This is a genomic window from Bradyrhizobium sp. CCBAU 51627 (assembly GCF_028128765.1).
Classification (GTDB): domain Bacteria; phylum Pseudomonadota; class Alphaproteobacteria; order Rhizobiales; family Xanthobacteraceae; genus Bradyrhizobium.
This window is the reverse complement of the sequence record NZ_LBJG01000083.1, coordinates 57,295-83,574: the sequence shown is the minus strand read 5'-3', so window position 1 is coordinate 83,574 and position 26,280 is coordinate 57,295. Positions and strand designations below refer to the sequence as shown.

Here is a 26,280-nt window from a genome sequence, read left to right as displayed (position 1 = left end):
GCAATCGCGACGAGTTCCCACAGGGAACAAGCAACATCTCGCAATGTGCTGAAAATACTTGCAGTTCATTCTGCGAAAAGCCGTCGTTATCTACATCTTTAGCCTTCTTTCTAACGTCACTGAGAAACTCTGCCGCTATCCAAACAGCAACAGCGGGCATCACCAGAGCAAATCATGACGACGACCATCACGAGCACCAATCAAACTGTCTTGTCGGCAAGTGCGTTCACGAGTTCCATCGGAGTCAACACCCATGTGTCGTATGCGTGGGGCGGCTACAACAACCTCGCACTCGTCGAAGCAGACCTGAAATATCTCGGTGTCACTTCGCTTCGTGACGGTTTGACCAACATCCCGGCGGCACAACCAGTGCTAGATGGCCTGGCAAGCGCGGGCTACAAGTTCGATCTCGGCGTTTCATCGTCGATTCCGGCGTCGGGCGCAGCGGGTCTGCAGCAATACATCGATGCGCTCGACGCGTTTCAGGCGAAACACCCGGGCAGCATCCTCGCCCTGGAGGGCCTGAACGAGGTCAACCTCCAGGCGTTCAGCTACAACGGCAGTTCGACGATCGAAGCCGCCGCGCAGTTCCAGCAGGCGTACTACGCCGCGATCAAGGCCGACGCGTCGCTCGCCAAACTTCCCGTCTACAACCTCACTCTCGGCTACAACGATCCCGCCGACTTCGCGAAGCTCGGCGATCTCGGCGCGTACTCGGATTACGCCAACTCCCACGCCTATGTAAGCACCGGCACCACGCCGGGAGCCGCTCTGTCGTCGGCGCTCGATCTCGCGAGCTCGGTGTCTCCCGGCGATCCTTCGGTCATCACCGAAACCGGCTACACGACGCTGAGCACCACGCCGTTCCTCGGAGTCAACGAGGCGGTTCAGGCGAAATCGATCCTCAACACGGTAATGGACGCCTTCAAGGACGGCGTCGGCAAGACCTATCTCTACGAGTTGCTCGATCGCAACTCGTCGAGCAGCGACACCAATGCGCAGAGCCATTTCGGGCTGTTCTACGACGACGGCACGCCCAAGCTTGCGGCCACTGCGGTCCACAATTTGACGACGATCCTCAACGACGACGGAACAGGCAGCGGCCAGCCGACGAGTCCGCTGAACTATACGCTCAGCAATATGCCGGACTCCGGCAACAGCATGGTGCTCGGCAAGACCAACGGCGCCTACGATCTCGTCGTCTGGGCCGAACCGAAGGTCTGGGATCCGACGACGAACACCGAGATCAGCAACCCGAGCCAGACCGTCACGGTCCAGCTCGACGCCGTGCATCAGTCGATCAAGGTCTACGATCCGACCGGCGGAACCGACCCGATCGCGACCTACAGCAATGTCAGCTCGTTCACGATTCCGGTAAGCGATCACCCGATCATCATCGAGATCGACGGCGTCGCCCGGGCGTCCTCAGGCGGGACCCAGGCTACCGCCGTCACGGGTACGGCGGCCGAGATCGTGGCCGAGCTCGCCGACCTCTCCGCCTCGACCACACTGCAGTCGATCACGCTGACCGATACGCATGTGCTCCCTGTCGCCTCCGCATCGACGATGAGCTACATCATCTCGCACTACGGCAACGCCCTTGCGGCGATTCAGGGCGGCTACTCCTTCTCTGTCACCACCTCCACGACGAGCTGGAGCGAGACCAAGTTCTTCAATGCCTCGGGCACGCTGACGGGAACGCAGACCTCGAACTTCAGCAACGGCGTCATCACCAGCAAGTCGCTCGTCAACGTCGATTCGAGCAGCGACACGGTCCTGTACTCGAATGGCGTGAAGACGCAGGAGTTGATCGTCGGTACGGACGGCTCGAAGCAGACCATCAACTACAATCCGGACGGCAGCATCTCCAGCGAAACTGTCATCAATTCGGACAAGTCGAGCACGACGACAATCTACGCGAACGGCTTGAAGTCCAAGGTCTACCTGACCAATGCCGACGGCACGCATACCAACACGTTCTACGGCATCACCGGGCAGGCCTACACGACCCAGATCCTGGCCACCAAGGCGGACGGAACGGTCACGGCCGTCACGAACCTGCACGCCGACGGAACGACCCAGTACACCAAGGTGGTCAATGCCGATGGCAGCACCACCACGGATTTCTACAATACCGCGGGCCAGAAGACGTCGGAGGTGCACAGCTACGCCGACGGGTCGAGCCTGACCACGAACTACAACACGGCCGGCGGGGTGACGCAGACCATCGCCAAGAGCGGCGGCAACACGACCACCACGAACTATGTCGCGGGCGTGCAGACCTCGATCTACATCACCAGCGCCGACGGCACCCGTGAAACCAAGCTGTTCACGGCCGGTCAGATCAGCAGCGACCTCGTCCAGAAGACGGACGGGTCGTCGTCGATGACGATGTTCGTCAACGGGGTCAAGTCCAAGGTATATGTCACCAACGCCGACGGTACCCACACCAACACGTTCTACAACATCACCGGTCAGGCCTACACGACGCAGATCCTGCACACCAGGGCCGACGGCACGGTGACCTCCATCACCAACCTGCACCTCGACGGCACCACGCAGTACACCAAGGTCGTGAACGCGGACGGCAGCACCGTCACCGGACTCTACAACAACGCCGGCCAGAAGACGTCCGACGTGTTCAACTATGCCGACGGATCGAACCTGACGAAGACCTACAACATTTCGGGTGTCGTGACGCAGACCAACGCGAAGGCCGCGAACGGCACCACCACGATCACGAACTTCAGCGCAGGGGTCCAGACCTCGATCTACATCACCGCCTTCGACGGCACCAGGGAGACCAAGCTGTTCACGACCGGCCTGATCACCAGCGACGTGGTGCAGAGGGCCGACGGATCATCGTCCACGACGATGTACGCGAACGGGGTGAAATCCAAGCTCTACGTCACCAATGCCGACGGCACCCACACCAACACGTTCTATAACATCACTGGCCAGGCTTACACGACCCAGATCCTGAACACCAAGGCCGATGGTACGGTGACCAGCATCACCAATCTGCACCTCGACGGCACCACGCAGTACACCAAGGTGCTGAACGCGGATGGCAGCACCACGACCGACCTCTACAACAATGCCGGCCAGAAGACGACGGACGTCCGGAATTATACCGACGGGTCGAGCCTCACGACCACCTACAACACCTCGGGCATCGTGACGCAGACCGCCGCGAAGGACGCGAACGGCACCGTCACCACCACGAACCTCAGCGCCGGTGTCCAGACCTCGATCTACATCACCAGCCTCGACGGCACCAAGGAAACCAAGCTGTTCTCTGCCGGGGTGATCACCAGCGACGTCGTGACGAAGGCCGACGGATCGTCGTCGACAACTGTCTACAGCAACGACGTCAAGACGGCGACGTATGAAACGCATGCCGACGGCACGCACACCAATACGTTCTTCAACATCACCGGCAAGGCCTACACAACCGAGATCCAGCAGATCAAGGCGGACGGCAGCATCACGTCGATCACCGATCTGCACGCCGACGGCAGCCTGCAATACTCCAAGGTGGTCAATTCGGACGGCAGCATTACGACCGACCTGTACGACTCGACGGGGCACAAGACCACGGAGGTGCAGAACTATGCCAATGGCTCGAGCCTGACGTCTACCTACGACACGACAGGCAGCGTGACCCAGACGGTGGCCAAGGACAGCGGCAACACCACGACCACAAACTACAGCAGCGGCGTCAAGACGTCCGTCTACATCACCAATGCCGACGGCTCGAAGGACACCCAGACTTATTCGAGCGGCAAGATCGCCAGCGACTTCGCCCAGAACACCGACGGCTCGTCCTCGACGACGGTCTACACCGACGGCGTCAAGACCAAGATGTACGTCACCAATGCCGACGGGTCGCACGACAATTTCTACTTCAACGCCACCAGCACCGAGCACGACTTCTACAACACCGCCGGCAATCTGGCCTCTGTCGACATCCTGAACTCGGACGGCACGCACAACGCGTCGGCCAAGGTGGCAGGCATCACGCTCGCCGGCGGCGCCGGAAACGACATCTTCGCGGTGGCCGGCGCCGGCTCGACCACGATCTCGTTCGGCGGCGGCAACGACACGGTGAACGGCTTCCATGCCGGGTCGGCAGCGGGCTACGACACGGTCGCGATCTCAAAGCTGATGGCGACGGACTACAGTCATCTCCAGATCAGCCAATCGGGAGCCGACACCCTGGTCCATGTCACGGCGAATGACTCGATCCTGCTGAAGAACGTCGTCGCCGCGAACCTGACCAGCAACGACTTCGCGTTCGTCTGACCGACCCGCGAATGCGTGCGGCGGAGCCCTGCTTCGCCGCAAGCGTCGTTGTGATCCCGCGCCTCCCGCACAATCCACGCGATCGTATTGCGGTCCCTCGCCGCGACAATATTTGCCTCGACCATCATCATCGCGCCTAAAAACTAGGATTTGACCGATCACTGAAGCGATCGGTAAAGTCGGGAACCAGCGCGGCATTGAGGCGACATTGACGGATATCGAGGGCGCACGATCTCCCAACGGCGGGATCGTACCGGGAATTCAATACCTGCGCGGGTTTGCAGCCATTCTGGTCGTGATCTGGCACGTCAACTGGCTGGTCAGCCTACCGCCTTCTTATGGCGAGAGCCCGTTCCTCCTCGCCGAAACCGGCCTGTTCGGCGTCGCGATCTTCTTCGTCATCAGCGGCTTCATCATCACGATTGTTTCATTCGGCCCGATCCGCAGCACGCGCGCGGAGTTCTTTCTCCGGCGCTTCGTGCGCATCATTCCGTTCATGTGGGTATGTGTGATCGGTTACAACCTGCTGTCGCTCGCCGGCACGGCCAAACCGGACCCCGTCCTTGCGCTGAAGGCCATGGTGCTGTGGCCGATCGGGGAATTGAGGCCCTACGTCGTGTGGACGCTCAGGCATGAGTTCATTTTCTACATCCTGTTCGCTTTGACGATGTTGCGGCCACGCCCGCTGCTGCCGCTGCTGGTGGCCTGGTTCCTTGCGCCGCTGGCCTGGTACACGGCGGCGCGTCTGCTGGCGTGGCCGGAACTGCTGCATCCGGACAATACGGGCCTCGCGCTCGCAACCGTGGTCGGTTATGGCAACATCATGATGCCCAACCTCCAGTTCGGCATGGGCTTTGCCTTGGGCCTGCTATGGCTGAAAGGTCATCCGCTGGTCCGCAGCCGCTATCCAGGAGCTTTCCTGCTCACAATCGCCGCCGCCACCCTGGCGACCGCCATTGTCGGGGCAACCCTTTCGGAAGACAACGGGCTTCGGGCCTTGTGGTGGACCCTGTTCGCGACGCTGGTGGTGTGGCTCGGCATCGCCTCGACCGAACGCCCGGGACCGCTGCATTCCCTTGGCATGTTGCTGGGGGATGCCTCCTATTCGATCTATCTTACCCACGCCGCGGCCGCGATCGTGCTGATTCAGATCTCGGCCCGGCTCCACAATCCATTGCCCTCGGCTCTCTTCGTCGTTCTCGCCGTGATCGGCTCGGTGCTCGCCGGAATCCTGATCCATTGGTATGTCGAACGGCCGCTCATTGGCTATTGCCGAAGGCTGGGGCGCCGCTCGGTCGTCGCATAGCGGCGCTGGGCGGAAACCGCGATCCGATGCTGTGGCAGCAGCAGCCGCGGCCATGAATTGGCTTCAACTCCGTGGCATCCAGTGATGCCGTCCAGACAGGCGCATGAAAGGCCGTACGAAGATGTCGCAAACGGATCGAGAGGCAGAGTTCGCGGCCGTTTCGTTGCCGGGCGCGGTCGGCCGCGAGCGCCCCTCCGCTCCGTCGCGCTTCCGGCAGCTGCCCGATACGATCCAGTCGGGCCTGGCACGGTACGACACCGCGGAAACTATCCTGGCCAAGAACAACGGCCTCGGACCAGGCTTCAACATGATGCGGCACCTGCTGTCGCTGGTCATCCTGTCACATCATTGTCGTGTGGCCGTTGCCGGGCTGTTCGCCGGCGCCGCCTTCGTCAAGAAGCTCGATGAGCCGGGAATGGCGGTGTTCGTGCTGAAGGATCCAGCCGCGGCCGCCTTTGACAAGATGGGTGGATTGACCGCCCTGTCCTTCAGCCATCTGCAGGCCTCCGAGATCATCCAGGAGCTTCTCAGACCCGGCCTGATTGCGCTTGTCGGGATGTTTTTCGCGCTGAGCGGATTCCTGGTGACCGGCAGCGCCATCAAGAATCCGGATCTGAAGACGTTCTTCATCAACCGCGTCTTGCGGATCGTCCCGGCGCTCAGTGTCGAGGTGACGCTCTGCGCGCTCGTCGTCGGACCGCTGCTGACGCAATTGCCGCTGTCGCAATATCTGTCGGAGTACCAGTTCTACCGCTATTTCGGCAACATCGCCGGTCACGTCACCTTCGAGCTGCCGGGCCTGTTCCTGCACAATCCCTGGCCGGAGATGGTCAACGCCAATCTCTGGACCCTGCCCTGGGAGCTCTGGTGCTACGTCTTCGCCTTCGCGCTTCTTTTCACGCACATGATCTCGAGCGAGACGCGCAAGGTCCGCTGGATCACGCTTCTGGTCGGCGCCGCGCTGGTGGCGGAGCTCCTCGCCTATTTCATCGATCCCGCGACTTTCAACGTCCGATCCGATTCGACCAGGCTGGCCGGCTGGTATCTCGTTTTCATGTTCTTCTTCGGCATCGTGTTCCGCCTGAACGCCAGATACGTGCCGATCCACTGGACGATCTTTGCGATCTCCGCCGCCTGCTACGCGGGAATCATGTGGCTCAACGTGCTGCTGCCGCTCGCCGGCATCTTCCTGACCTACTGCACGGTCTATATCGGCATGCAGAGCTTCAAGGCGTTCGACAGCCTGTTTCGGCAGGACCTCTCCTACGGCATCTATCTCTACGGCTTTCCGATCACCCAGGCGACGATCGACATTTCCCAGCGCGTGCTGGGGTCGGACCATCGGCTTTCGCTGGCCGTGATCCTGCCGATCGTCGTGATGCTGACGCTGGGATTTGCGTCGTTCTCCTGGAACGTGATCGAAAAACCGGCGCTGCGCCTGCGACGCTTCTATCAACGGCCGGCTTGACGGCACCGGCCGGTTGCGATCAGGCCGGCCGGCGCTGCGCTGCTTCTCCAAAGAGAGCGTTGCGGCATGTCGCGTCGATCAGACGGCGGAAGCGGACCTCGATGATCTCGTAGGTCATGGCGCTGGCGATCAGCACCAGGGCCGATCCCAGGATCACGAAGCCGGACCACAGCACCCAGCGATCGAAGCCGCGGTCCACGAGCTTCAAGCCGATCATCTGCAGCGGAAACAGCACGAAGGGATGGACCAGATAGAAGCTGTAGCTGATCTTTCCGAGATATTGCAGCGGCGGCACTTTGAGCACGGCCGAGATGCCCGACCCCGGCGCAAGCACCATCCCGAACAGGAGAAAGCCGGGGATGAGGCTGACGAACGGATGGAAGAGATCGAGCGCTGCATACATTGCAACGAAGCAGATCAGGCCCGCAACGAGCCCCAGGACACCGGGAGCGGGAATTCGGATGTTGGTGGCACTGAAAAGCATGCCGATGCCGAAGAATGCGGCGATCGGCCAGTTGAGCAGGCAAATCACGGCAAGCACCATCATGGGAGCTGCCAACCACCAGTTCTTGAGCCGGACGACTGCACCGAAGCTCAGCGCAAACCAGATGTAGAACGCCCACTCGTAGGTCAGCGTCCACGCGTTCTGCTGAGCGATCGGCAAGCCGAGCGCATTCTGCAGGAAGAACAGGTTGGCGATGAATATCTCGACATAGCCAGGCAGATCCAACCCTCGGAAGAACTTGTATCCGACAAACGGCCCTACCAGAAACAGCGTCAGGTGCAGGATGACGAAGAGCGGCATGATGCGCAGGACACGGTCGTAGAAGAACTTCCCGATCGAGGCGTGCCGTACGAGGCTGGCGGGAATCAGGAAGCCGCTGATCATGAAGAATAGCTCGACGCCGTGACCGCCCGAGTTGAGCACTGCCTGGAGCCATGGCCAGATCGGCGGCAGAAAGCCCGCGCCCGGGACATCCGGCATGCCGCCCTTCGGCATGTCGCGAAAGTGACAGATCAGGACGGTGAGCGCAGCAATGCCACGCAATCCCTGAATTGACGCCACGAATGCGCCGCCGGACTCCGCGTAGGTTTTTTCGGCCTGGCTGCTCATTCGGCCCCCTGTCCCCGCAGCGACGGCTGGAGCGCGACCGCGGCAAATGCCTGCGAACGAAACCGGTGACCAAAGGTCACCATCGGCTTCTCCACAGCCAGATAGTTCAACCAGCTGACTAAGATCGACACCAAAACAACTCCGACGACGAAGAGTGACCATTGCGCCGGGCTCTGACCCGTGCCGAAAAACTGCACGATCACAACCAGCACATAGGGCCCCATCAGATAGACCGAGTAGCTGATGCGGCCGACAAAGGACAGAACGCTCGAGGCTCCGCGCTCGCCAAGACCTGCAAACGCCAGAAACACGCCGGCGGCTCCGATATAGGCGGCGCCCATGCCGTAAGCGCAGAAGAAATTGTCCTGATAGTCCACGCCGTAGCGCCGGTAGGCGCAGGCCGCAACATAAAGCACATAGAGCAGCCCGCAGAGCGCGACATTGCGCCACTGGGATCGTTCGCCGAACACGGCATCGCGGACCACCTTGCCGAAGAACATCGCGGTCAGGTCCAGCATGAGCTCGAGCAGGCCCCAGAACAGGTGGCTCTTGACGAAGGGAAAGGCAACAATCGCGAGCAGGGACGCGGCGACGATGATGCAGATCGCAGTCCAGCGGGCCCTGAGCAGACCGATCGCGAACAGCGCGATACACGCAACATAGAAGATCAATTCGACGGCCAGCGTCCAATATCCGATGTTGAGGTTCGCCACATTGACGAACATCTGCAGCATGGTGATGTTGGCAACGACCTGCGACAGAGGAAATGTCTTGCCCTCCAGCGCCGGCGCAAGCAGCAGAACGACGGCGATCGAGACCCAATAGGCCGGGTAGAGTCTGAAAAAGCGGCTGATGGCAAAATCGCGAATCGGCGCAGGGCTGTTCGGGAAACTGTTAGGAATGACGAAGCCGCTGACGAAGAAGAACAGCACAACGCCGAAGCGGCCGAAATTGAAATATTCGCCGACCGCATCGTGGAAGACCCGGTAATAATCGCCGGACGCCTGGTTCAGCACGATCTGCTCAAGGGCATGTTGCAGCAGCACGGCAATGACCGCGATGCCGCGCAGCGTGTCTATAAATGCGAGCCGTCTGTGCATCGCCGGTCCTTCAACCCGACTCGTTCAACCTGGGCACGGCGCCGGCCATCGCCGGCGCGCCGTCGGGAGCGATCGCGCGCCGCGGTGGCTTAAGCCCGCGTCTCTCCTGGAAGAACGAGGAAGCCCGTCGCGAGAACACCTCGCTGAAGATGAACGACATGATCAGAAGGCCCGATGCCGGCCCGTAGTCGGCCACCGTGATGCTGAAAATGTTCATCACGAACGTGAGCGACAGCTTATAGATGTCCGTCGTCAGCAAGGTCGCGCGAATCACCATGAACATGAAGATGATGAACGGCACGCCGAACATCAGGTAGGTCGTGAGGTAGAAATTGTCCACCGACACCCAGTACGAGGCCAGATTCGAGAATGCGGCCTGCGGGTAGTTGAAACAGCCGACGCCGCATCCGGTGACGTAGGCAATCGGCATCAACTGCGTCAGATAGATGAACGGTTTTTGCCAGCTGTTGTTGATGCGGTCGATCAGGCTGAAGAATAGATCCTTGGAGCCGACCGACGTCCCGCCGAAGATCAGGATCAGCAGAATGGGGACAAGAATCGCCAGATAGGACCAGATCGCCAACATCCTGACGGTCGGGAAGCGTAATCGTTCCGGCAGCAATCGAACGACGATCAGCGCCGCCAGATACATGACAAGCACGCCCAGGGTGGTTTTGCTCGTCGTCAGCTTCAGCGCATAAAGGGCGACGCCTCCGAAGAACAGACACCACCAGATGTTCTTGCGTATCGAGGTCGTCACGAAAGTGGCCAGGATGAAGAGGCTGACCACGGTGTTGTCCTCCGAAAAGCCGGACAGCCGCTGCTCGGCACCGGACCACCAGACCCGGCCTGCCTGCCTTTTGATGCCGAAGGCCTCGTAGTTGTAGCCCACCCACGGCGCTTTCCAGTGCGCTGACAGGATCACACCGAAGATTGACACGTAGAACAGGATGGCCATCAGCACCAGGAGCTTCTTGTACGAGCCGGTCTCCGCGTCGCAGAAGCAGAACCCGATGAACACCGGCAGCATCATCTTGAAGGACGAAGCCAGCGCCGTGGTGTTCCCGAGGAAGAGATAGCCGATTCCGAGCGACAGGAAGATCTGCAGCAGCACCAGCACCGCAATGATGCTCCGGTTGCGAATGATGCAGCGATAGATGAACAGGCCGAGGCAGACCAGACCGAAAGCATCCGGAACGAACCAGAGCGGCGTCAGGTGATAAATGGAAAAGTAGTAGCGCAAGGCGGCCGAAAAATCGTCACGCAGGAAGTACGTGCTCAACGCAACCGCTTCGAGGCTGAACGAGCTCCACAAGAACAGCGGAGCTCGCTGTATCGCCACCATGCTTCGTTGCACTGTCGTCATACTCGTCCTTAGCCTGATAGACGTGTGGAGGGCGCGGCCGAGCCCGTCGAAAATTCCGGCGACTTGCGGAACATGTTCCTGACCAGCCGGCCGCCGGGCAATTCGACATAGCGATAGGTCAGTTGCGAGAGCGCGAGGACGGCCGCGAGCACGATCGCAAGGTTCAGCGTCGTCGCCAGGCCGGGATAGATGGCATCCAGCGCCGCGACGGGGCGCGGACCGATGCCGCGAACGAAATATTCGGCAAAGACGACGACGAATGCGTGGACCATGTAGATCGAGTAGGAGCGCTGGCCGAGCCAGATCAGCGGCTTCGTCGTCAACAGTGACGGCACGACGGCAGCTTGCGGGAACGCCAGCAGCGAGCCGAGAAACACGGCAAACGTCACCGGCGCAAGGAAGCTGACCCACGGATAGGCTTCGATCAGGGAGACATGGACCACGCTTGCAACCATCGCGACGAACTGAATGGTGCCCTGGGCCCCAGGGCTGATCGTGCGCGGCAGACCTTGCACCGCCCTCACCGTGAGTACACCGAGAAAGAAACTTACGAAGCATCGCAGGATGCCCCAATCATATTGAGCGCCCAGATGCGGCCTCGCGATGACCACCGTGAGTACCAGCCAGCTCACGATCGCGAGCGCGGCGGAGAGAACGTAGAGCCAGACCAGCGAACCGAAACGCTGGGCCACCAGCAGCACGACGCCGAACACGAGATAGGTGTAGAACTCGACACTGATGCTCCAGCTCGGCGCGTTCCAGTTCAAGTAGTGGATGAATCCAAGCGAATGGAGCAGGAATACGTTGAGAAAGAAGGAGTACCCGTTGTTGACCTCGAACGCGGTTGGAGCCGCGATGACCACGCCCGCCAGCAGCAGCCCAAGTCCGATGCGCGCGAGACGAAAAAGAAGCATGACGAGGAGCATGACAATGTGCAGCGGATATACGCGCGCAAACCGCCGCAGCATGAACTCGCGCAAGGAGAAATGCCCGAAGTCCGGTTGCACGTAGCTCAACGACATCACCATGCCGCTCAGCACAAAGAACAGGTCGACCAGAAATCCGCCGCTACGGAAGAAGGGGCCGTCGAGCCAGGCGTGGTTCGGAAATGCCGCGAGGAAGGTCGGCATCAAGATCACGTGGTGAATGACCACGGTGACCGCGGCGATTCCTCGAATGCTGTCCAGAGTAAGGACATGTGCTTTCTCGCGATGAACAGGCACCGTCACGGCCATTTCCTTGCACCTTGCAGTGCAACATCTCTACTGAGCATTCGACGCGAATACAATGTCCGCCCGGCACTCGTCGCATGCATTTCGTTTTGGAGGAGTCGTGCACCTCGCAAGAGGCGGCACGACGGCTAATTTGCCGCAGGAACGTGCCCGTCAGCGAAAAAGACAGACGAAGATCGCTTGCCTCGACCACGAGCAGCGCGCCGTCTGCGACATAGCTGGCTTGTCAAGACGCCGGGGGCATTGATGTTGTGCACCCTGCATGTTCGCGAAGCAGCGCAACTAGCCTATTCATTCGGCACGAATGTGGCAAAAGGGCATCGAGCTTTCAGGAACTGGATTGCGGGAGTCGCAGCGCGACTCCTCAGGAGTTGATTTTGTATAAGACTTCGCGGTTTGCGGCGATCGGCGTCTTCGTGTTGGCCCCGCTCCCCTTCGGCTCCGCCGAGACGGTGTGGATCTGCATCTGGACTGTGCTGCTCGCGTTCAGCCTTATCACTGCCGATTTGCGCAGCGCCACCGTCGACGATTTCCGTTTGCTGTCGCCGCTGTTCGTCGTCCTTGTCGTCGTCGCGGCGGTGATCACGATGCAGTTATGGCCGAATCCAGCCTTTCATCAAGGCGATCCAGCGTGGGCGGCGGCGCGAGCCGTAACGAGCAGAGATCTCCCTGATCGCGTCTCCGTTACGGCGAACGGTCCCTGGCTCGCATTCGGCTATCCGCTGCTGTTCGCGCTTGCCTTCACGCGTGCAGCCTACATCGCAACGAACGCGGAGCATGCGCGGCAGCTGCTGCGTATCCTGGCCTGGGCAGGCCTCGGCTACGCGCTCTATGCAATCCTGGCCGGAATTGGCGATCCGACCACGCTCCTGTTCCGTCGCAAGGAAGCCTATCTCGGCTTCGTCACCGGAACGTTCGTCAACAGAAACACGGCTGCCACGTTCTTCGGAACGTGCGCGCTGCTGTTTCTCGCGCCATTATTGCGCTTTATCTATCGCCAGGATCGGCCGGCCCGCCCGCCGTCGCGGCGGATGACGGCACTGATTGCCTATTATCTCGCCTCGCCATTTGCACTGGCCGGCGGCTTTGTCGTTTGCCTGGTGGCGACGGCCATGACGGGTTCGCGCGCGGGGCTTTTGCTGCTGATCCTGACCGTCTTTCTAGCGACCGCGCTGTTCTTTGCGCCGCTACGCGTCAGCAAATTTCGCCGCTGGGGATGGATTGCGGGGACAGCCGTCGCGCTGCTCTTTCTGTTTCAGCTCGTCGGCGGTGCCGTGGCGGGAAGAATTTTGACCTACGGCCTCGTCGATGAACAGCGGTTCACAGCGTACCGGGCCGTACTGATGATGATCCAGCAGCATCCTTGGCTCGGAATCGGGTACGGAAACTTCGAGAGTGCCTTTCCGGCCTACAGGCCCGATGCGCTGGGCAGCCTCGGCGTGTGGGATCGTGCGCACAGCACGCCGCTTGAGCTTGCAGTTGAGCTCGGCATCCCCGCCGCGTGTTTGATTATGGTCACATGTCTCTGGTATCTTTACCAGCTGCTAAACGGAAGCTTGCATCGGCGGCGCGACCGCTACATACCGATTATCGGCGCAAGTGTGGCGACGCTAGGCTTCTTGCATACGAGCATCGACTTTTCGTTGCAGATCCCCGGCTTCGGCGTGTTCTTCGCAGCCATCACCGGCTGCGGGCTGGCACAATGCAGGTCCTCGGCGGAGCAAAAAAGTAGCGTAATTGCGGCTTTGCCAATATGTTGAGACAAATTTGCTTGCAAACTTTCATGATTGCATCATTGAGGAGTCGAATGCTTAAAGCCGTGGGGCTCGGGGCCACTTTGCTTGCGATGACAGCAGCGACATCGGCCTTTGCAGCCCAGCCCAGCTGCGTTCCAAATCCCGCCGCGGTGAGCTCTGAACGGGCCATCGAGTTCCTCGATAAGCCCGAGGCTTTGCTCAACCAGTTCAAAGACGGTCAGGGCGGCCTCGCGTCTCAGATCCGGGATCTCCTGACCAACAGACCTGAAACGCTGGAGGGCATGATCTCACTCGCCAAGGCGAGCTCGGATGACCAGGGCCGCGCGGTTGGCGCAGGAATGGGCACCGCTGCCGCGGTTTGCGTGCTGACGCAGCCTCAGTTTGCTCAGGAAATCCAGGCCGTCGTGTTGAAGACAGAAAATGCCGGGCTGATTCAGTCCTTTACAAGCATCACCGGTGATATTCCGACTGAGGCGATCGTGGGCGCGGCCGCGAACGGCGACACGAGCGCGGGCGGCGGACAAGGCACGACGGCCGATCAGCGCGGCGGCGGGACAATCAACTCGCCTTCTCCCATCTCGTTCACCTCCGGAGCGAGCCCCGCCATCCAGACGAACGCCTTGTTTGCGGCCTCGACCGGAACGTCATCGCTGACCGCCACCAGCCCGTCGCGCTAGTCGGGGAACGAATTCAACCTAAGCGGATTAATTAACCAGAGCCGGCCGCGTGAAAGCGTGGCCGGGCATTTGCGTTCAATTTTAGAGGTTCGGGGAACCCGGCCCTAAAATCTCTGTGCGAGACCTGTTGCGTCAAGTAGGACGGATAACGGGGGATAAGATGAAACTGTTGTACGCGCCGTTGCTCGCAGCCGTCATCGCGTGCGCCAGCACCACGGCAAAAGCCGGGTCGGATACCGGACAACGTCCGGTCGAAGCGTCGTTCATCCAAGAATTCGACAACACGCTCGCGCCGATGAACTTCGTCAAGTTCTGCATGAACAACGCCGCGGAATGCCGCGCCGATGCCGACGAACGCAGTCTGCCGCCTGCCGATGCTGCCATGGCGGTGCTTCGGCAGGTGAACATGTCGGTCAACCAAGCCATCGCACCGATGCACAAACCGACGGATCCGATCGCCGCAAACTGGACGGTTGCTCCAGCGGCCGGCGACTGCAACGACTATGCGGTCACCAAGCGGCACCAACTGATCGCGACGGGATGGCCGCAGGCCGCCCTACGCCTTGCAGTTGTGCGGATCGACGGCGGACAGGGTCATCTCGTGTTGGTTGCGCGGCTTTCGGATGGCGACGTCGTTCTGGACAACCTGTCCTCGAGCGTTCGCCCCTGGGACTCGCTGGGCTATGAGTGGATATCGATGCAGTCAGGCAGCGATCCCCGCTTCTGGGTGAACATCGGCGATCACGGACGCCGGCTTCGCGACAAGCGCTTTGCGCAGGCTGCGGGTTCTTCGCTGTGATCAATTGAGCAGCAGCGCCTCACCGCACAGAGCAAGCTTAACCTAGGTCAACGCCCGCGGCTTTTGCCGCGGGCGTTGCGTTATGTTTGTGCACAATGCGGCACTCGCGCCGTACTAAATTCGTTATGAATTTCTGCAGTTTCAGACTATATTTTGCACCGCACAAGAATTTGACATAGTTAAGCGCGACACTGATTTGAGCGAAGCCTTGCGGCGGTTTGAATGAACGTGATGAGTGGTTTGGCCCTGCCTCTACGACAACGATTTGCCGGTCGCAGTCTGGGCGCCCTGGGTGCGATCAGCTTGGCGTTGCTGATTGTGGTGTGTGCGGCAGGTCGCTGCGAGGCGCAATGCGTCGAGCAATCGGACCGGGTCCCCGTGACTGTCCTGCAAGCCTTCCAGTTCGAGCCAGCGTCGCTGCTGCGCGATGTTCGCAACGACCGCAGCAAGCTCACGGGTCGCCTTGCCGCCTATATCGTCACCGATATATCCATCCTTCCTTCGGTGCACGACCTCATCAGCGAGTCTTCCAACGTCGAGCGCGCCGCGATTGGCATGGCGCTGCGCCGAGCACAGCTGGTCTGTGTGCCCCGCAAGCCCGAAAATGCGCAGAAGATCAGTCAGTTTGTACAAAAGCTGGCGGATTCAGCGGTGAGCTCTGGTTACTCTGCGGAGCTGGAGGCCGTCGAATTCGATCCGAATTCGGTGGCTGGCCAGACAACGGGAAGCGCGCAAACGCCGCCAACCAAGAAGCCCTCAGACGCTGCGAACAGCCTCATGACTGGCGAATGGAGTACGGAAATCGGCGATCCGTTCACTCTCGCGCCACTCCCCCAATAATCTCACGTCAGGTCGATGAACATTCAGATGTATCAGCCCAGAGAGCATTTTCACGTTCAGGAGCGGACCGCTCTAGAGTTGGCGGGCGCCACGCTCAGCATCGAGCGCATCATCGGGATTCTGCGCCGGCAGTGGCCTGTCATTGCAGCCGTGGTCGGCGCCGCCGTGGCGATCGTGCTGGTCTATCTGCTGACCGCGACGCCGATGTACACGGCGAACACGCGGATCCTGATGGATACCCGCCAGACGCAGGTACTCGACAAGGACAACAACGCATCCAACGCGCTCATCGACCCCGGCTTCGTCGACAGCCAGGTCGAGATCATCACCTCCGACGATCTGATCCGGTCCGTCGTCCGTCGCATGAACCTGACGGAGGATCCCGAGTTCAACGGTTCGGATCCTGGCCTGCTTGGCGCGATTATCGGAAAGGTGATTGGCCTGTTCGGATCGGACGGACCTGCGTCGAAGGAACGCATCGAACGCGGCACTGTCGCCGCGGTGGAGAACAACCTCAAGGTCGAACGCCTGCTGTCGACATACGTCCTGTCGGCCAGCTTCCGTTCAAGGGACCCCGACAAGGCGGCCCGGATCGCCAACGAGATCGCGGATGCCTATATCGTCGGCGCTCTCGACGCGAAGTACCAATCCACCAAGCGCGCCAGCGAATGGCTGCAGCAGCGCAGCGCCGAGCTGCGCGAGCAGGCGACCGCCAGCGACCGCGCCGTGCAGACCTTCAAGAGCCAGAACAACATCGTCGGCACCAGCCGCGGTCTGATGAACGAGCAGCAGCTCACCGACGTGAACACCCAGCTCGTGCAGGCGCGGGCGGCCACCGCCGAGGCCAAGGCACGATTGGATCGCATCGACGGGATCAGCGACAAGGACCTTGCCCAGCCGACGGTTACCGATGCGCTCAACAATCCCGTGATCACACGGCTGCGCGCGCAATATCTCGATCTTTCGGCGCAATATGCCGATTGGTCGGCCAAGTATGGAAAGAACCATCAGGCCTCGATCAATCTCGCCAATCGGATGGAGGAGCTGCGCAAGTCGATCGCGGACGAAGTCAAGCGGATTGGCGATGCCTATCGCAGCGACTACGAAATCGCGAAGAGCCGCGAGACGTCGCTGGAGCAAAACCTCAAGAATCTCGTCAGCCAGGCGGGCAACACGGGCCAGGCGCAGGTGAAGCTGCGCGATCTCGAGAGCGCGGCCGACACTTACCGCAACCTGTACAACAACTTCCTGGAGAAGCAGCAGCAGGCGATGCAGAACCAGAGCTTCCCGATCAGCGAAGCCCGCATCATCAGCACGGCCGTGAAGCCGGATCGCAAGAGCTCGCCCAAGACGGTACTCTCCCTGATCGGTGCCCTGTTCGGCGGCCTTTGCTTCGGCCTGGGAGCCGCCTTTGCCCGGGAGATGCTGAGCGACGTGCTGCGCTCCTCGAGCGAAGTCGAGGACGAGATCGGCGTCAAATGTCTCGGGGTGCTTCCGGCGATCGGCACGAAGCCGATGGGCTCGCCGCGAATCCGCGCGCTGCGATCGCCTGATGGCGCGCAGCTCGAGGCAAGCGCCCAGCTTTCCCGCTACGTCATCGATCATCCCTTCTCGCGCTATGCCGAGACCATGCGCAACATCAAGGTCTCGATCGATCTCGCCCGCCTGTCCCGCGAGGTGAAGGTCATCGGCATCGTGTCCTCGCTTCCGAAGGAAGGGAAAACCACGGTTTCAGCCAACTTCGCGCACCTGACCGCGTTCACCGGAAAGCGCGTGCTGCTGATCGACGGCGACCTCCACACGCGTTCGCTGACCAAGGAGCTCGACGCGACCGCCAAGAGCGGATTGATCGAGGCTCTCAAGGACCCGCAGTCGGTCGGACATCACATCAGGCGGAGCGCCGAGACCGGACTGGATTTCCTGCCCTCGTTCGCCGTTTCGCGCATGGTGAACTCGGCCGACATCATGGCCTCGAAGGCGATGGCCGATCTGCTGTCGTTGCTGCGAAACGAGTACGATTACATCGTCATCGATCTGGCTCCGGTGATGCCGGTCACCGATGCCAAGGCCATCAGCCATCTCATCGACGCGTTCATTTACGTCATCGAGTGGGGTCGGACGACCCGGACCGCCCTGCAGGAATCGATGTCGAGCTCCGAAGGCATTCAGAAGAAGGTGATGGGCGCCGTGCTTAACGGTGCGAACCCGAAGATGCTGAAGCGCATCGAGGGTTATAAAGGCTCGCACTACAACGCCTATTATGTCGAGGGCGCCTAGAAAAAGCGCATCTCGCGCCTGGCACTGGCTGGCGCGAGGCGCCAGCTTCCTGCTGGGCGCATCCGCTCTCGCCTGGGCGGCATCGGCTCTCCCCAATCTGACCGACCTCAGCGTGTCGCGCGTGGCCAGGCAGATTGCCGCCGGCGAGAGCTACGACGCCTCGCTACTGAGGCAGATCGTCCAGGCGAACCTGCCCGCGGCTCAGCGCCAGTGCGACCCCAAGGCTCTTCGGGAACTACTCGTCCTGCAATTGTCGGCCGCTGACATGACCGTCCGCGGCACCGATCTGGTGCAGGCGGATGCGGATGTCAGTGCCGTACGGCGGATGAGCAGGATCCTGCTGGCGTGCGCGCCAACCGAGTCGCTCGGATGGTTGGGGGCATTCTGGTCCGGCGCCCGCCAGGAGGGAATGACAGCAACAACCCTCGCGTTTCTGGCCCAATCCTACCGCTTGGCGCCGCACGAACTCTGGCTGCAATTGATGCGCGTGCCGCTCGCTTTCCGAGCCTTCCAGGCTCTGCCGCCGGAGCTGACGGACGGCGCGGTCCAGGATTTCAACGACGTGTTCCACGACCGGCTGTTCAGCAGTGCGGCCGCCCTCTTCGTCCAGTCTCCGGCATCGGCCCGCAGCAGGCTGCTGGATGTGACCTGTGACCTATCGGAACGGGAGAGGATGGCGTTCTGGTATCTCGTTCGAGCTGCAGGCGGCCGGATCCAGCATCGGTGCTATCCGCCGGACGATCGGCCGCGTTATCTGCTCGACAATTAAGAGTGCGTTGATGACCGGACACAGCCGCCGGCGTTCGGTCGCTTAGACGGCCCGCGCGAGCGGCGGATTTCGGCCCGCTCAGTAGGCTTCCTGGTGAATCAGCGCCAGCGCGGTCTTCAGGATGATCCTGATGTCGAGCCAGATGCTCCAGTTGCTGACGTACCAGACGTCATACTCGACGCGCTTCTCCATCAGGTCGATGGTCGGCGTCTCGCCACGGAAACCGTTGACCTGGGCCCAACCGGTCAGGCCCGGCTTCATGTGATGCCGATACACGTAGTTGCTGATGAGCTGGTCGTAATAATTGTCATGCGCGAGCGCGTGCGGACGTGGTCCGACCAGCGACATCTCGCCGCGCAGGACGTTCCAGAGCTGCGGCAACTCGTCGATGCTGGTCCGCCGCAATACGCGACCGACGCGGGTGACGCGAGCGTCAGACCTGGTCGCCTGGGTCACGGTATGGCCGTTCTCCGCCACCGTCATGGATCGAAACTTCCAGATCTGGAACGGCTTGCCGTTGAAGCCGCGCCGGGACTGCTTGAAGATCACGCTGCCGATGGAATCCAGCTTGATCATGATCGCGGCCGTCACCAGCAGCGGCGCCAGCAGCAGCAGAGCGAACGAGGCAAGACCGATATCGAGGCAGCGCTTCTGCGCCCGCTCGAACACGGTGAGCGGCGCGCGCTGGATCTCGATTGCAACCGTGCCGCTGACGGGCTGGAACGGACGCGAGACCAGATCGGCGATCGGGAAGTCCGGCAGGAGGCGGATCGGCTGGGGGACCACGCGCAGGTGCTGGCTCAGCTTCTGGAGCAAAGGCATTTCGTCCCAGTCGATGACGAGCAGATATTCTTCCACGTCTGCAGCCCGTCCCTGGCGCACCACATCGCGAATCTCGTGATCCCAACCTGCACCGTGTTCGGACGAGTCGAGGACGAAATGCCGGACAACGTTGAAGCCATGCTTGCGCAGATCCTTGAAGCGGCTCGACGTGAAGTCGAGCGGCTTGAGGCTGAGGAGAACGACTTTCCTGTCAACCAGACGGCCTCTGGCATAGCTCGAGTTCAGGGCGGTGCGCCACAGCACCCGGAGCCCGCCCAGAGCAACAACGCCGGTCGCGGCAAACAGCAGAGTGGTTCCACGCGACAGATCCGCCGACGATTTGAGCAGGAACGCCTCGACCGCAAGAATTGTTAAGGAGACGACCCAGATCGCAAGCGCCTTGCGGAGCTGCCAGACCGTATTCAGCAGACGATGGTGATCGTAGACGCCTTGGAAGTACGCAATCGTCACGAACACGGCGCTAACCACGAGGCCCGCGCCCACCGACGAATCCTGCTCGGCGACGAGCAGGCGGTACAGGCCGCTCGCCGCGAAATAGCTGAGCAGGAGGGCAAGGAAGTCGCCTCCGATCAGAGCGATCTGAAGTGGTCGTTGGAGAGCACCGCGCCGGTTCGATACAGCCGAGTAGTAATTTTCCGAACCATAAGTTGCTACAGCCATCCGAACCTCGCTGCCACGTCACGCACTCGCAATCGGACCATTGCAAGCAGTCGATTCGAATTTGCGATGCGTCGCGGGCAATCTCTTAACTAAACAAAGCAACATTGCGGCACTGCAGTGAAAAAATCAAATCGATTTTTCTGCAACGCAACACCTCGACGCATGAGTGCTCAAGCGACTGTCACAGCGCTGACATTTCGCCGAGCACTCCGCCGTCTTTCGCGCCATGCGCGCTATTCCGGCGCATCACATCGCGTGCATTTGAACGGATATTCAACCCTGTCGCTTAAGCCGTCATTAGGTCGGCCCCATTAACACTCATGGCCGTTTGGGGAGCTGTGCCGTGAGTACCGTAATCGTTTTCGCTTTGCTGATCGGATCGTTGCTGGGAGGCCGCTTCCGAATCTTTATCGTGCCTCCGGCGATCGTTCTCGGTGCGACGATGCTGGGGCTGGTATCAGCCTGGCAAGGACATGGATCAGCTCACATTCTCGGCATGATCCTCGTGTTTTCGGCAGCGCTCCAGCTCGGCTATTTCTGCGGCGCGCTCCTGGTGCGGGCGCGAGCGACAAACCGTCGCGGACCGGCCGCGCCATCATTCGACGGCAGCTTCGGCTAAGCCACGCCCGCGCGCGTCGAAACAAGGTCCAACAACCACGGTTGATCGAGCGGACGCACGAACGAGCGTCCACATCGCATGAATGGGGAAAAAAGCGGCTCGTGATGACCCGATTTCGCCGATAGCATATTGACATCCCGGGCGAAGCACTCTGAAAGAGTTGCACCTCATGGTCATGACCGCGACTCAAAATTCGCCCCGGCCTAAGCTGCCGAACGGCGTGCGCATCTACGCCCTCAGCGACATTCACGGCTGCGCGCATCTGCTCGAGCAGATGTTCGCCGTCATCGATGCCGACATGGCGAACAGCCGGCCGTATCGCGCAATCGAGGTCTTTCTCGGCGACTACATCGATCGCGGACCGGACTCGCGTCGTACCCTGGATCTCCTGATCGGCCGCAGCCGCCACCGCAACACGGTCTTTCTCAAGGGCAATCACGAGGCCTATTTCAGCTCGGTGCTGGACGATCCCTCGCGCACCGCCGACTGGTTTCAGTTCGGCGGCATCCAGACCTTGATGTCCTATGGAATCTCGGCGCCGCCGGACCTCAGCAAGGACGAACAGTCCGATCTCGTGCGCGAGCTCACGTCTGCGATGCCGCCTCAGCATATCGCGTTCCTGCGGCAATTGCGGCCTACATTCACATGCGGCGACTTTTTCTTCGTGCATGCGGGCGTTCGTCCGGGCATCCCACTGTCCGAACAGCGCGAGCAGGATCTGCTGTGGATCAGGGACGAATTTCTCCAGAGCAAGAAGCGTTTCGGGAAATACGTCGTGCACGGCCATACGCCGGTGCGGCAGGCCGAGCTGCTCGAGAATCGCGCCAATATCGATACCGGAGCCTATGCCACCGGCAACCTGACGCTGCTGTCGATTCAGGGCAACAGCATGCTCGCGATCTAGCGAGGCGCCTCAGTTGGTCTGGCTCGCCGACGGCCGGTATTCGGGGAATCGGCTGAGGATCGCCGCCTTCAGGAACTTGAAATGGGCGATCGAGGCGCCGAGCTCCTTGAGTCTGCGCTGGCCGTTCAGGATTTCCTTGTCGAACAGATCCTGGTGGTGATTATCCAGCGCCTCGCGCTCGAGATATTCGTCATCGCCGTTGCCGATGGTCACGGCGGCGCGCGCCAGCACGTCTTCCACCCGGCGGTTCAGGCCGGATTGTTCCCGCTCCGCGGCATTCAGCGCGTTCTCGACCGCGACCATGATCGCTTCAATGCGCGTTCGATCGGTTTCCGCGTCGCGTTCGGGCGAGCGGGCACGGAATGTCTGCTCTCCGCCGAAACGGTCTTTCAGGAAATTATGCGTGCGGGCCCGCAAGAAGAGCTGAAACATGCGTGCATTTCCGGTTCGAGGCGCCAGGACCGGAAAATGGGCCCTGGATGGTTAACAAAGGTTAAAGGCCGCGAAACGTTGCGCTCCGATTCCGCCTTGTGAACCGGCGTTTACATCGTCGCCCGAAGTGCATCCAGCTCGCGATCGAGCGCCTGCTGCCAGCTCGGCGGCGTGATTCCGAAGCGCTCGCGCAGCCGCCTCAGATCGAGGCGGGAATTGGACGGCCGCTTCGCCTTGACCGGAAATTCGTCAGAGCGGATTGGAACGATTTCCTTCACGGCGAATTTCGCGCCCCGCGACCGCAGCCCGGCGACGATCGCAGTCGCAAAGCCGTGCCAGCTGGTCTCGCCTGCGCAGACGAGATTGACAACGCCGCTTCGCTGCTCGAAGGCCTTGCCGAGGCCGTCGTCGCTCCATGGCAGCATTGCAACCACCGCTTGTGAAATCGCATTCGCTGTCGTCGGCGCACCGATCTGGTCGACAACGATCCGCAACTGCTCGCGTTCTCCAGCCAGCCGCACGATTGTCTTGAGAAAATTCGTACCGGTTGCAGCGTACACCCATGAGGTGCGTGCGATCACATGCAAGGCACCGGCTTCGGCAATGGCCAGATCGCCGGCGAGCTTGCTTTGACCATAGACCGAGAGCGGAGCCGGCGTGCTGTCCTCGTGCCAGGCACGATCGCCGGAGCCATCGAAAACATAATCTGTCGAGAAATGCACCAGCGGCACGCCGCGCGGCGCGGCCCATTGGGCGATCGCTCTGGGGGACTCCGCATTGATCCGAAAAGCGAGCTCTCGCTCGTCTTCGGCACGATCGACAGCGGTATAAGCCGCGGGATTGACGATCAGATCCGGCTTGATCGTTTCAAGCTTGTCTGCAAGCTGGTCCGGCCGCGACAGGTCGAACTGGTCGCGCAACGGCGCAACGACATCGGCCCGCTCGCGAAGCAGCGGAAGCAGCGCTCCGCCCACCTGCCCTGCAGAGCCCGTCAGCAGGATTCTCATGTCAGATCTCCCCGTAACGCGGGAGATTCTTCACATCTGCAAGCAACGGCGCGTCGGTATCCTTGGGCGACAGCGACGGATCCGCGAGACCCCAGTCGATGCCGATCGCAGGATCGTTCCATCGAATAGAGATCTCATCCTTCGGACTATAGAGCGCGTCGCATTTATAGAAGAAGTCGGCGGTCTCGGAGAGAACCGCAAAGCCATGCGCGAAACCGCGAGGAACCCACAATTGCCGGTGGTTGTCCTCACTCAATTCGACAGCAACATGACGCCCAAAATTTGGGCTGCCGATGCGAACATCGACGGCAACATCCAAAACGCGGCCGCGCAGCGCCGACACCAGCTTGCCTTGCGTGAAAGGATTCTGGAGATGCAGCCCGCGCAACACTCCATGACGCGAGCGTGACAGATTGTCTTGAACGAACGGTCGCGTAACCCCGCTCTGCGCATAGCGCTCGAATTGATAGGTCTCCAAGAAAAAGCCGCGTTGATCACCGAAGAGCTTCGGCTCGATGATCAAAACTTCGGGCAGATCTGTCTTGATAACGTTCATTCCAGCGACTTCAGCTCCGCGCACATAACGATCTTGTGCAGCGCACACTATCTGATATTTACAGGTTGGTAAACCAGAGGGACCGAATGAAAGGAATCATACTCGCTGGCGGAACTGGCTCGCGCCTTTATCCCGTCACGACAGTGGTGTCGAAGCAACTGCTTCCGGTTTTTGACAAACCGATGATCTACTATCCGCTCTCGACATTGATGCTGGCGGGAATTCGCGACATTCTCATCATCTCGACGCCGCAGGACAAGCCGCTGTTTCAGCGCTTGCTCGGCGATGGAGACGAGATCGGCGTCAACTTCTCCTACGCCACCCAGGAGACTCCTCGTGGTCTTGCCGACGCCTTCATCGTTGGCCGCGAATTCGTCGGGTCGGATTCCGTTGCCCTGGTTCTCGGAGACAACATCTTCTACGGCCACGGACTTCCGGAAATGCTCGGCAAGGCGGCGGCACGCACGAGCGGCGCCACCATCTTCGGCTATGTCGTCAACTCACCCGAACAATACGGCGTGGTCGAGCTCGGCGCTGACGGCCGCGCGCGCTCGATCGAGGAGAAGCCCAAGAAACCGAAGTCGAACGTGGCCGTGACTGGCCTTTATTTCTACGACAACAGCGTCGTCGACATCGCGGCAGAGATCAAACCTTCCGCGCGCGGCGAAATCGAGATCACCGACGTAAACAACGCCTACCTCGCCCGCGGCGACCTGTTCGTCGAAGTGCTCGGACGCGGGTTTGCCTGGCTCGACACCGGCACGCACGCATCTCTGGTCGAAGCCAGTCATTTCGTGCAGATCCTGGAACAGCGCCAGGGATTGCGCATCGCCTGCCCGGAGGAAATTGCCCTGCGGCGCGGCTACATCTCTCTCGAAGCCTTCGCGAAGGTCGCCGAGAAGACCGCCAAGAGCAGCTACGGCCAGTATCTGCAATCGGTGGCCCGTTCGTTCGCTCACGACTGAGGCAGATCATTCATGCGTTTCAAAGGCTCCACGATCTTCGTCACGGGCGGTGCGGGTTTCATTGGCTCCGCAGTCGTGCGTCATCTTCTCCGTGACACGCAGGCGCGCGTCGTCAACATCGACAAGCTGACCTATGCGGCCAATCTAGATTCGATCCCCGACGCCGAGGCGAACCCGCGTTATGCATTCGAGAAGCAATGCATTTGCGAGGCCACGTCGCTTCGCAAGCTGTTCGAGAAATACCAGCCCGCCGCGGTGATGAACCTCGCGGCAGAGAGCCATGTCGATCGCTCGATCGACGGTCCCGGCGAATTCATCCAGACCAACATCGTCGGCACGTTCACGCTACTGCAAGAAGCGCTGCGATATTGGAGAACGTTGAGCCCGGACCAGCGCGCGCAGTTCCGCTTCCTCCACATCTCCACCGACGAGGTGTTCGGCTCGCTCGGCAAGGACGGTTATTTCACCGAGACCACGTCCTATTCGCCCAATTCGCCCTACTCTGCGAGCAAGGCGTCGTCCGACCATCTGGTCCGCGCCTGGCGTGAGACCTACGACCTTCCGACGATGGTGACGAACTGCTCGAACAATTACGGCCCCTATCACTTTCCCGAGAAGCTCATTCCTCACATCATCATCAAGGGCCTCGCCGGAGAGCCGCTGCCGGTCTACGGCGACGGACAGAACATCCGCGACTGGCTCTACGTCGAGGATCACGCCAAGGCGCTCGCCCTCGTTCTTGAGCGCGGTGCGATCGGCGAGACGTACAATGTCGGCGGTCGAAACGAGCGTACCAACCTGCACGTTGTGGAAGGCATTTGCAACCTGCTCGACGAAATGTCGCCACGCCCGGCGGGCTCCCGGCGGGGCCTTATCTCCTTTGTCGCCGACCGCCCCGGCCACGATCGCCGCTACGCCATCGACGCCTCGAAGCTCGAGCGCGAACTCGGATGGCGCGCTGACGAGAATTTCGAAAGCGGCTTGGCCAAGACGGTTCGCTGGTTCTTCGAAAACCGGAATTGGTGGCAAGCCATTCTCGACCGCGGTTATCAGCAGAAGCGCATCGGCTTGGGATAGGGAATCGGTCGGCCATTCGCGATCCTGTGGTCCCGCAAGACATTGGCGCCCGGCCGGCGAGGTCGAACCGCAAAAGGGATATGCAAGCGGATGGACGAATGCTTCTTGGTCTGGATTCGCGGCCTGGACGGACGTCCCAAGCCGCAGGTCTGGGACGCGGATCAATTTTCCGGCCCCGAATGGAAGTTCAGGCACGTCATCGCCCGG

Annotated in this window: 21 protein-coding genes; 13 read left to right on the top strand and 8 right to left on the bottom strand. The window is 60.8% G+C overall.

Going from position 1 to position 26,280, the window contains the following annotated elements:
- Positions 1–174 precede the first annotated feature (174 nt).
- From XH88_RS29430 to XH88_RS29420, 3 genes are all read left to right on the top strand, one after another.
- Positions 175–4,305 carry a beta strand repeat-containing protein gene (locus XH88_RS29430; RefSeq protein ID WP_271671722.1) on the top strand — a complete coding sequence of 1,377 codons (4,131 nt, stop codon included), beginning with the start codon at positions 175–177 and terminating at the stop codon, positions 4,303–4,305.
- A gap of 208 nt (positions 4,306–4,513) precedes the next feature.
- Positions 4,514–5,611, top strand: coding sequence for an acyltransferase family protein (locus tag XH88_RS29425; RefSeq protein ID WP_271671721.1), 1,098 nt, complete (start codon positions 4,514–4,516; stop codon positions 5,609–5,611).
- Between the two features lie 103 nt (positions 5,612–5,714).
- Positions 5,715–7,079 (top strand): acyltransferase family protein, encoded by a 1,365-nt coding sequence (locus tag XH88_RS29420; RefSeq protein WP_271671720.1) that lies wholly within the window; start codon positions 5,715–5,717, stop codon positions 7,077–7,079.
- A gap of 19 nt (positions 7,080–7,098) precedes the next feature.
- On the opposite strand, the gene XH88_RS29415 is transcribed toward XH88_RS29420, so the two are convergent.
- The 4 genes from XH88_RS29415 to XH88_RS29400 form a co-directional block, all read right to left on the bottom strand.
- Positions 7,099–8,193 (bottom strand): acyltransferase family protein, encoded by a 1,095-nt coding sequence (locus XH88_RS29415; protein WP_271671719.1) that lies wholly within the window; start codon positions 8,191–8,193, stop codon positions 7,099–7,101.
- Positions 8,190–9,293 (bottom strand): acyltransferase family protein, encoded by a 1,104-nt coding sequence (locus XH88_RS29410; protein ID WP_271671718.1) that lies wholly within the window; start codon positions 9,291–9,293, stop codon positions 8,190–8,192. The genes XH88_RS29415 and XH88_RS29410 overlap by 4 nt, the downstream gene beginning before the upstream one ends.
- 10 nt (positions 9,294–9,303) lie before the next feature.
- Positions 9,304–10,575, bottom strand: a complete 1,272-nt coding sequence (locus tag XH88_RS29405; RefSeq protein WP_271671717.1) for a hypothetical protein — start codon at positions 10,573–10,575, stop codon at positions 9,304–9,306.
- A 92-nt stretch (positions 10,576–10,667) separates the two neighbouring features.
- Complete coding sequence (locus XH88_RS29400) at positions 10,668–11,894, bottom strand: acyltransferase family protein (RefSeq protein WP_442868491.1); 1,227 nt, start codon at positions 11,892–11,894, stop codon at positions 10,668–10,670.
- A 374-nt stretch (positions 11,895–12,268) separates the two neighbouring features.
- Between XH88_RS29400 and XH88_RS29395 the strand changes: the two genes are divergently transcribed.
- The 6 genes from XH88_RS29395 (at position 12,269) to XH88_RS29370 (ending at position 19,010) form a co-directional block, all read left to right on the top strand.
- Positions 12,269–13,651: an O-antigen ligase family protein gene (locus XH88_RS29395; protein ID WP_271671715.1), complete on the top strand. Its 1,383-nt coding sequence runs from the start codon at positions 12,269–12,271 to the stop codon at positions 13,649–13,651.
- 23 nt (positions 13,652–13,674) lie between these two features.
- The gene (locus XH88_RS29390) at positions 13,675–14,325 is read left to right on the top strand and encodes a hypothetical protein (RefSeq protein WP_271671714.1); all 651 of its coding nucleotides are present in this window, start codon (positions 13,675–13,677) and stop codon (positions 14,323–14,325) included.
- Positions 14,326–14,485: 160 nt separating this feature from the next.
- A complete protein-coding gene (locus XH88_RS29385; protein WP_442868492.1) occupies positions 14,486–15,124 on the top strand; it encodes a transglutaminase-like cysteine peptidase in 639 nt (212 codons plus the stop codon).
- Between the two features lie 222 nt (positions 15,125–15,346).
- Positions 15,347–15,964 carry a hypothetical protein gene (locus XH88_RS29380; protein ID WP_271671712.1) on the top strand — a complete coding sequence of 206 codons (618 nt, stop codon included), beginning with the start codon at positions 15,347–15,349 and terminating at the stop codon, positions 15,962–15,964.
- A 27-nt stretch (positions 15,965–15,991) separates the two neighbouring features.
- On the top strand, positions 15,992–18,241 hold the full coding sequence (locus tag XH88_RS29375; RefSeq protein WP_271671711.1) for a polysaccharide biosynthesis tyrosine autokinase: 2,250 nt from the start codon (positions 15,992–15,994) through the stop codon (positions 18,239–18,241).
- Positions 18,242–18,362: 121 nt separating this feature from the next.
- On the top strand, positions 18,363–19,010 hold the full coding sequence (locus tag XH88_RS29370) for a hypothetical protein (protein WP_271671710.1): 648 nt from the start codon (positions 18,363–18,365) through the stop codon (positions 19,008–19,010).
- 78 nt (positions 19,011–19,088) lie between these two features.
- Here the strand turns inward: XH88_RS29370 and XH88_RS29365 are convergent, their stop codons facing one another.
- Positions 19,089–20,513: an undecaprenyl-phosphate glucose phosphotransferase gene (locus XH88_RS29365; RefSeq protein WP_271671709.1), complete on the bottom strand. Its 1,425-nt coding sequence runs from the start codon at positions 20,511–20,513 to the stop codon at positions 19,089–19,091.
- A gap of 343 nt (positions 20,514–20,856) precedes the next feature.
- Here XH88_RS29365 and XH88_RS29360 point away from each other — a divergent pair, with 343 nt between their 5' ends.
- Positions 20,857–21,132 (top strand): hypothetical protein, encoded by a 276-nt coding sequence (locus XH88_RS29360; RefSeq protein ID WP_271671708.1) that lies wholly within the window; start codon positions 20,857–20,859, stop codon positions 21,130–21,132.
- Positions 21,133–21,301: 169 nt separating this feature from the next.
- Positions 21,302–22,036, top strand: a complete 735-nt coding sequence (locus XH88_RS29355; RefSeq protein ID WP_271671707.1) for a metallophosphoesterase family protein — start codon at positions 21,302–21,304, stop codon at positions 22,034–22,036.
- A gap of 9 nt (positions 22,037–22,045) precedes the next feature.
- Here the strand turns inward: XH88_RS29355 and XH88_RS29350 are convergent, their stop codons facing one another.
- From XH88_RS29350 to rfbC, 3 genes are all read right to left on the bottom strand, one after another.
- Entirely contained in the window at positions 22,046–22,468 is a 423-nt protein-coding gene (locus XH88_RS29350) for a hypothetical protein (RefSeq protein ID WP_271671706.1), read from the bottom strand.
- A 110-nt stretch (positions 22,469–22,578) separates the two neighbouring features.
- A complete protein-coding gene (gene rfbD, locus XH88_RS29345) occupies positions 22,579–23,475 on the bottom strand; it encodes a dTDP-4-dehydrorhamnose reductase (RefSeq protein ID WP_271671705.1) in 897 nt (298 codons plus the stop codon).
- 1 nt (position 23,476) lies between these two features.
- On the bottom strand, positions 23,477–24,031 hold the full coding sequence (gene rfbC / locus XH88_RS29340; protein ID WP_271671704.1) for a dTDP-4-dehydrorhamnose 3,5-epimerase: 555 nt from the start codon (positions 24,029–24,031) through the stop codon (positions 23,477–23,479).
- 86 nt (positions 24,032–24,117) lie between these two features.
- Between rfbC and rfbA the strand changes: the two genes are divergently transcribed.
- Complete coding sequence (gene rfbA / locus XH88_RS29335) at positions 24,118–24,996, top strand: glucose-1-phosphate thymidylyltransferase RfbA (RefSeq protein ID WP_271671703.1); 879 nt, start codon at positions 24,118–24,120, stop codon at positions 24,994–24,996.
- A 12-nt stretch (positions 24,997–25,008) separates the two neighbouring features.
- A complete protein-coding gene (gene rfbB / locus XH88_RS29330) occupies positions 25,009–26,073 on the top strand; it encodes a dTDP-glucose 4,6-dehydratase (RefSeq protein WP_271671702.1) in 1,065 nt (354 codons plus the stop codon).
- Positions 26,074–26,280: the final 207 nt, after the last annotated feature.

Coding starts and splice junctions, on each gene's coding strand:
- XH88_RS29430 (WP_271671722.1), top strand. CDS start 175: ATGACGACGACCATCACGAGCACCAATCAAACTGTCTTGTCGGCAAGT.
- XH88_RS29420 (WP_271671720.1), top strand. CDS start 5,715: ATGAAAGGCCGTACGAAGATGTCGCAAACGGATCGAGAGGCAGAGTTC.
- XH88_RS29415 (WP_271671719.1), bottom strand. CDS start 8,193: ATGAGCAGCCAGGCCGAAAAAACCTACGCGGAGTCCGGCGGCGCATTC.
- XH88_RS29410 (WP_271671718.1), bottom strand. CDS start 9,293: ATGCACAGACGGCTCGCATTTATAGACACGCTGCGCGGCATCGCGGTC.
- XH88_RS29400 (WP_442868491.1), bottom strand. CDS start 11,894: ATGGCCGTGACGGTGCCTGTTCATCGCGAGAAAGCACATGTCCTTACT.
- XH88_RS29390 (WP_271671714.1), top strand. CDS start 13,675: ATGATTGCATCATTGAGGAGTCGAATGCTTAAAGCCGTGGGGCTCGGG.
- XH88_RS29385 (WP_442868492.1), top strand. CDS start 14,486: ATGAAACTGTTGTACGCGCCGTTGCTCGCAGCCGTCATCGCGTGCGCC.
- XH88_RS29380 (WP_271671712.1), top strand. CDS start 15,347: ATGAACGTGATGAGTGGTTTGGCCCTGCCTCTACGACAACGATTTGCC.
- XH88_RS29375 (WP_271671711.1), top strand. CDS start 15,992: ATGTATCAGCCCAGAGAGCATTTTCACGTTCAGGAGCGGACCGCTCTA.
- XH88_RS29365 (WP_271671709.1), bottom strand. CDS start 20,513: ATGGCTGTAGCAACTTATGGTTCGGAAAATTACTACTCGGCTGTATCG.
- XH88_RS29355 (WP_271671707.1), top strand. CDS start 21,302: ATGGTCATGACCGCGACTCAAAATTCGCCCCGGCCTAAGCTGCCGAAC.
- XH88_RS29350 (WP_271671706.1), bottom strand. CDS start 22,468: ATGTTTCAGCTCTTCTTGCGGGCCCGCACGCATAATTTCCTGAAAGAC.
- rfbD (WP_271671705.1), bottom strand. CDS start 23,475: ATGAGAATCCTGCTGACGGGCTCTGCAGGGCAGGTGGGCGGAGCGCTG.
- rfbC (WP_271671704.1), bottom strand. CDS start 24,031: ATGAACGTTATCAAGACAGATCTGCCCGAAGTTTTGATCATCGAGCCG.
- rfbA (WP_271671703.1), top strand. CDS start 24,118: ATGAAAGGAATCATACTCGCTGGCGGAACTGGCTCGCGCCTTTATCCC.
- rfbB (WP_271671702.1), top strand. CDS start 25,009: ATGCGTTTCAAAGGCTCCACGATCTTCGTCACGGGCGGTGCGGGTTTC.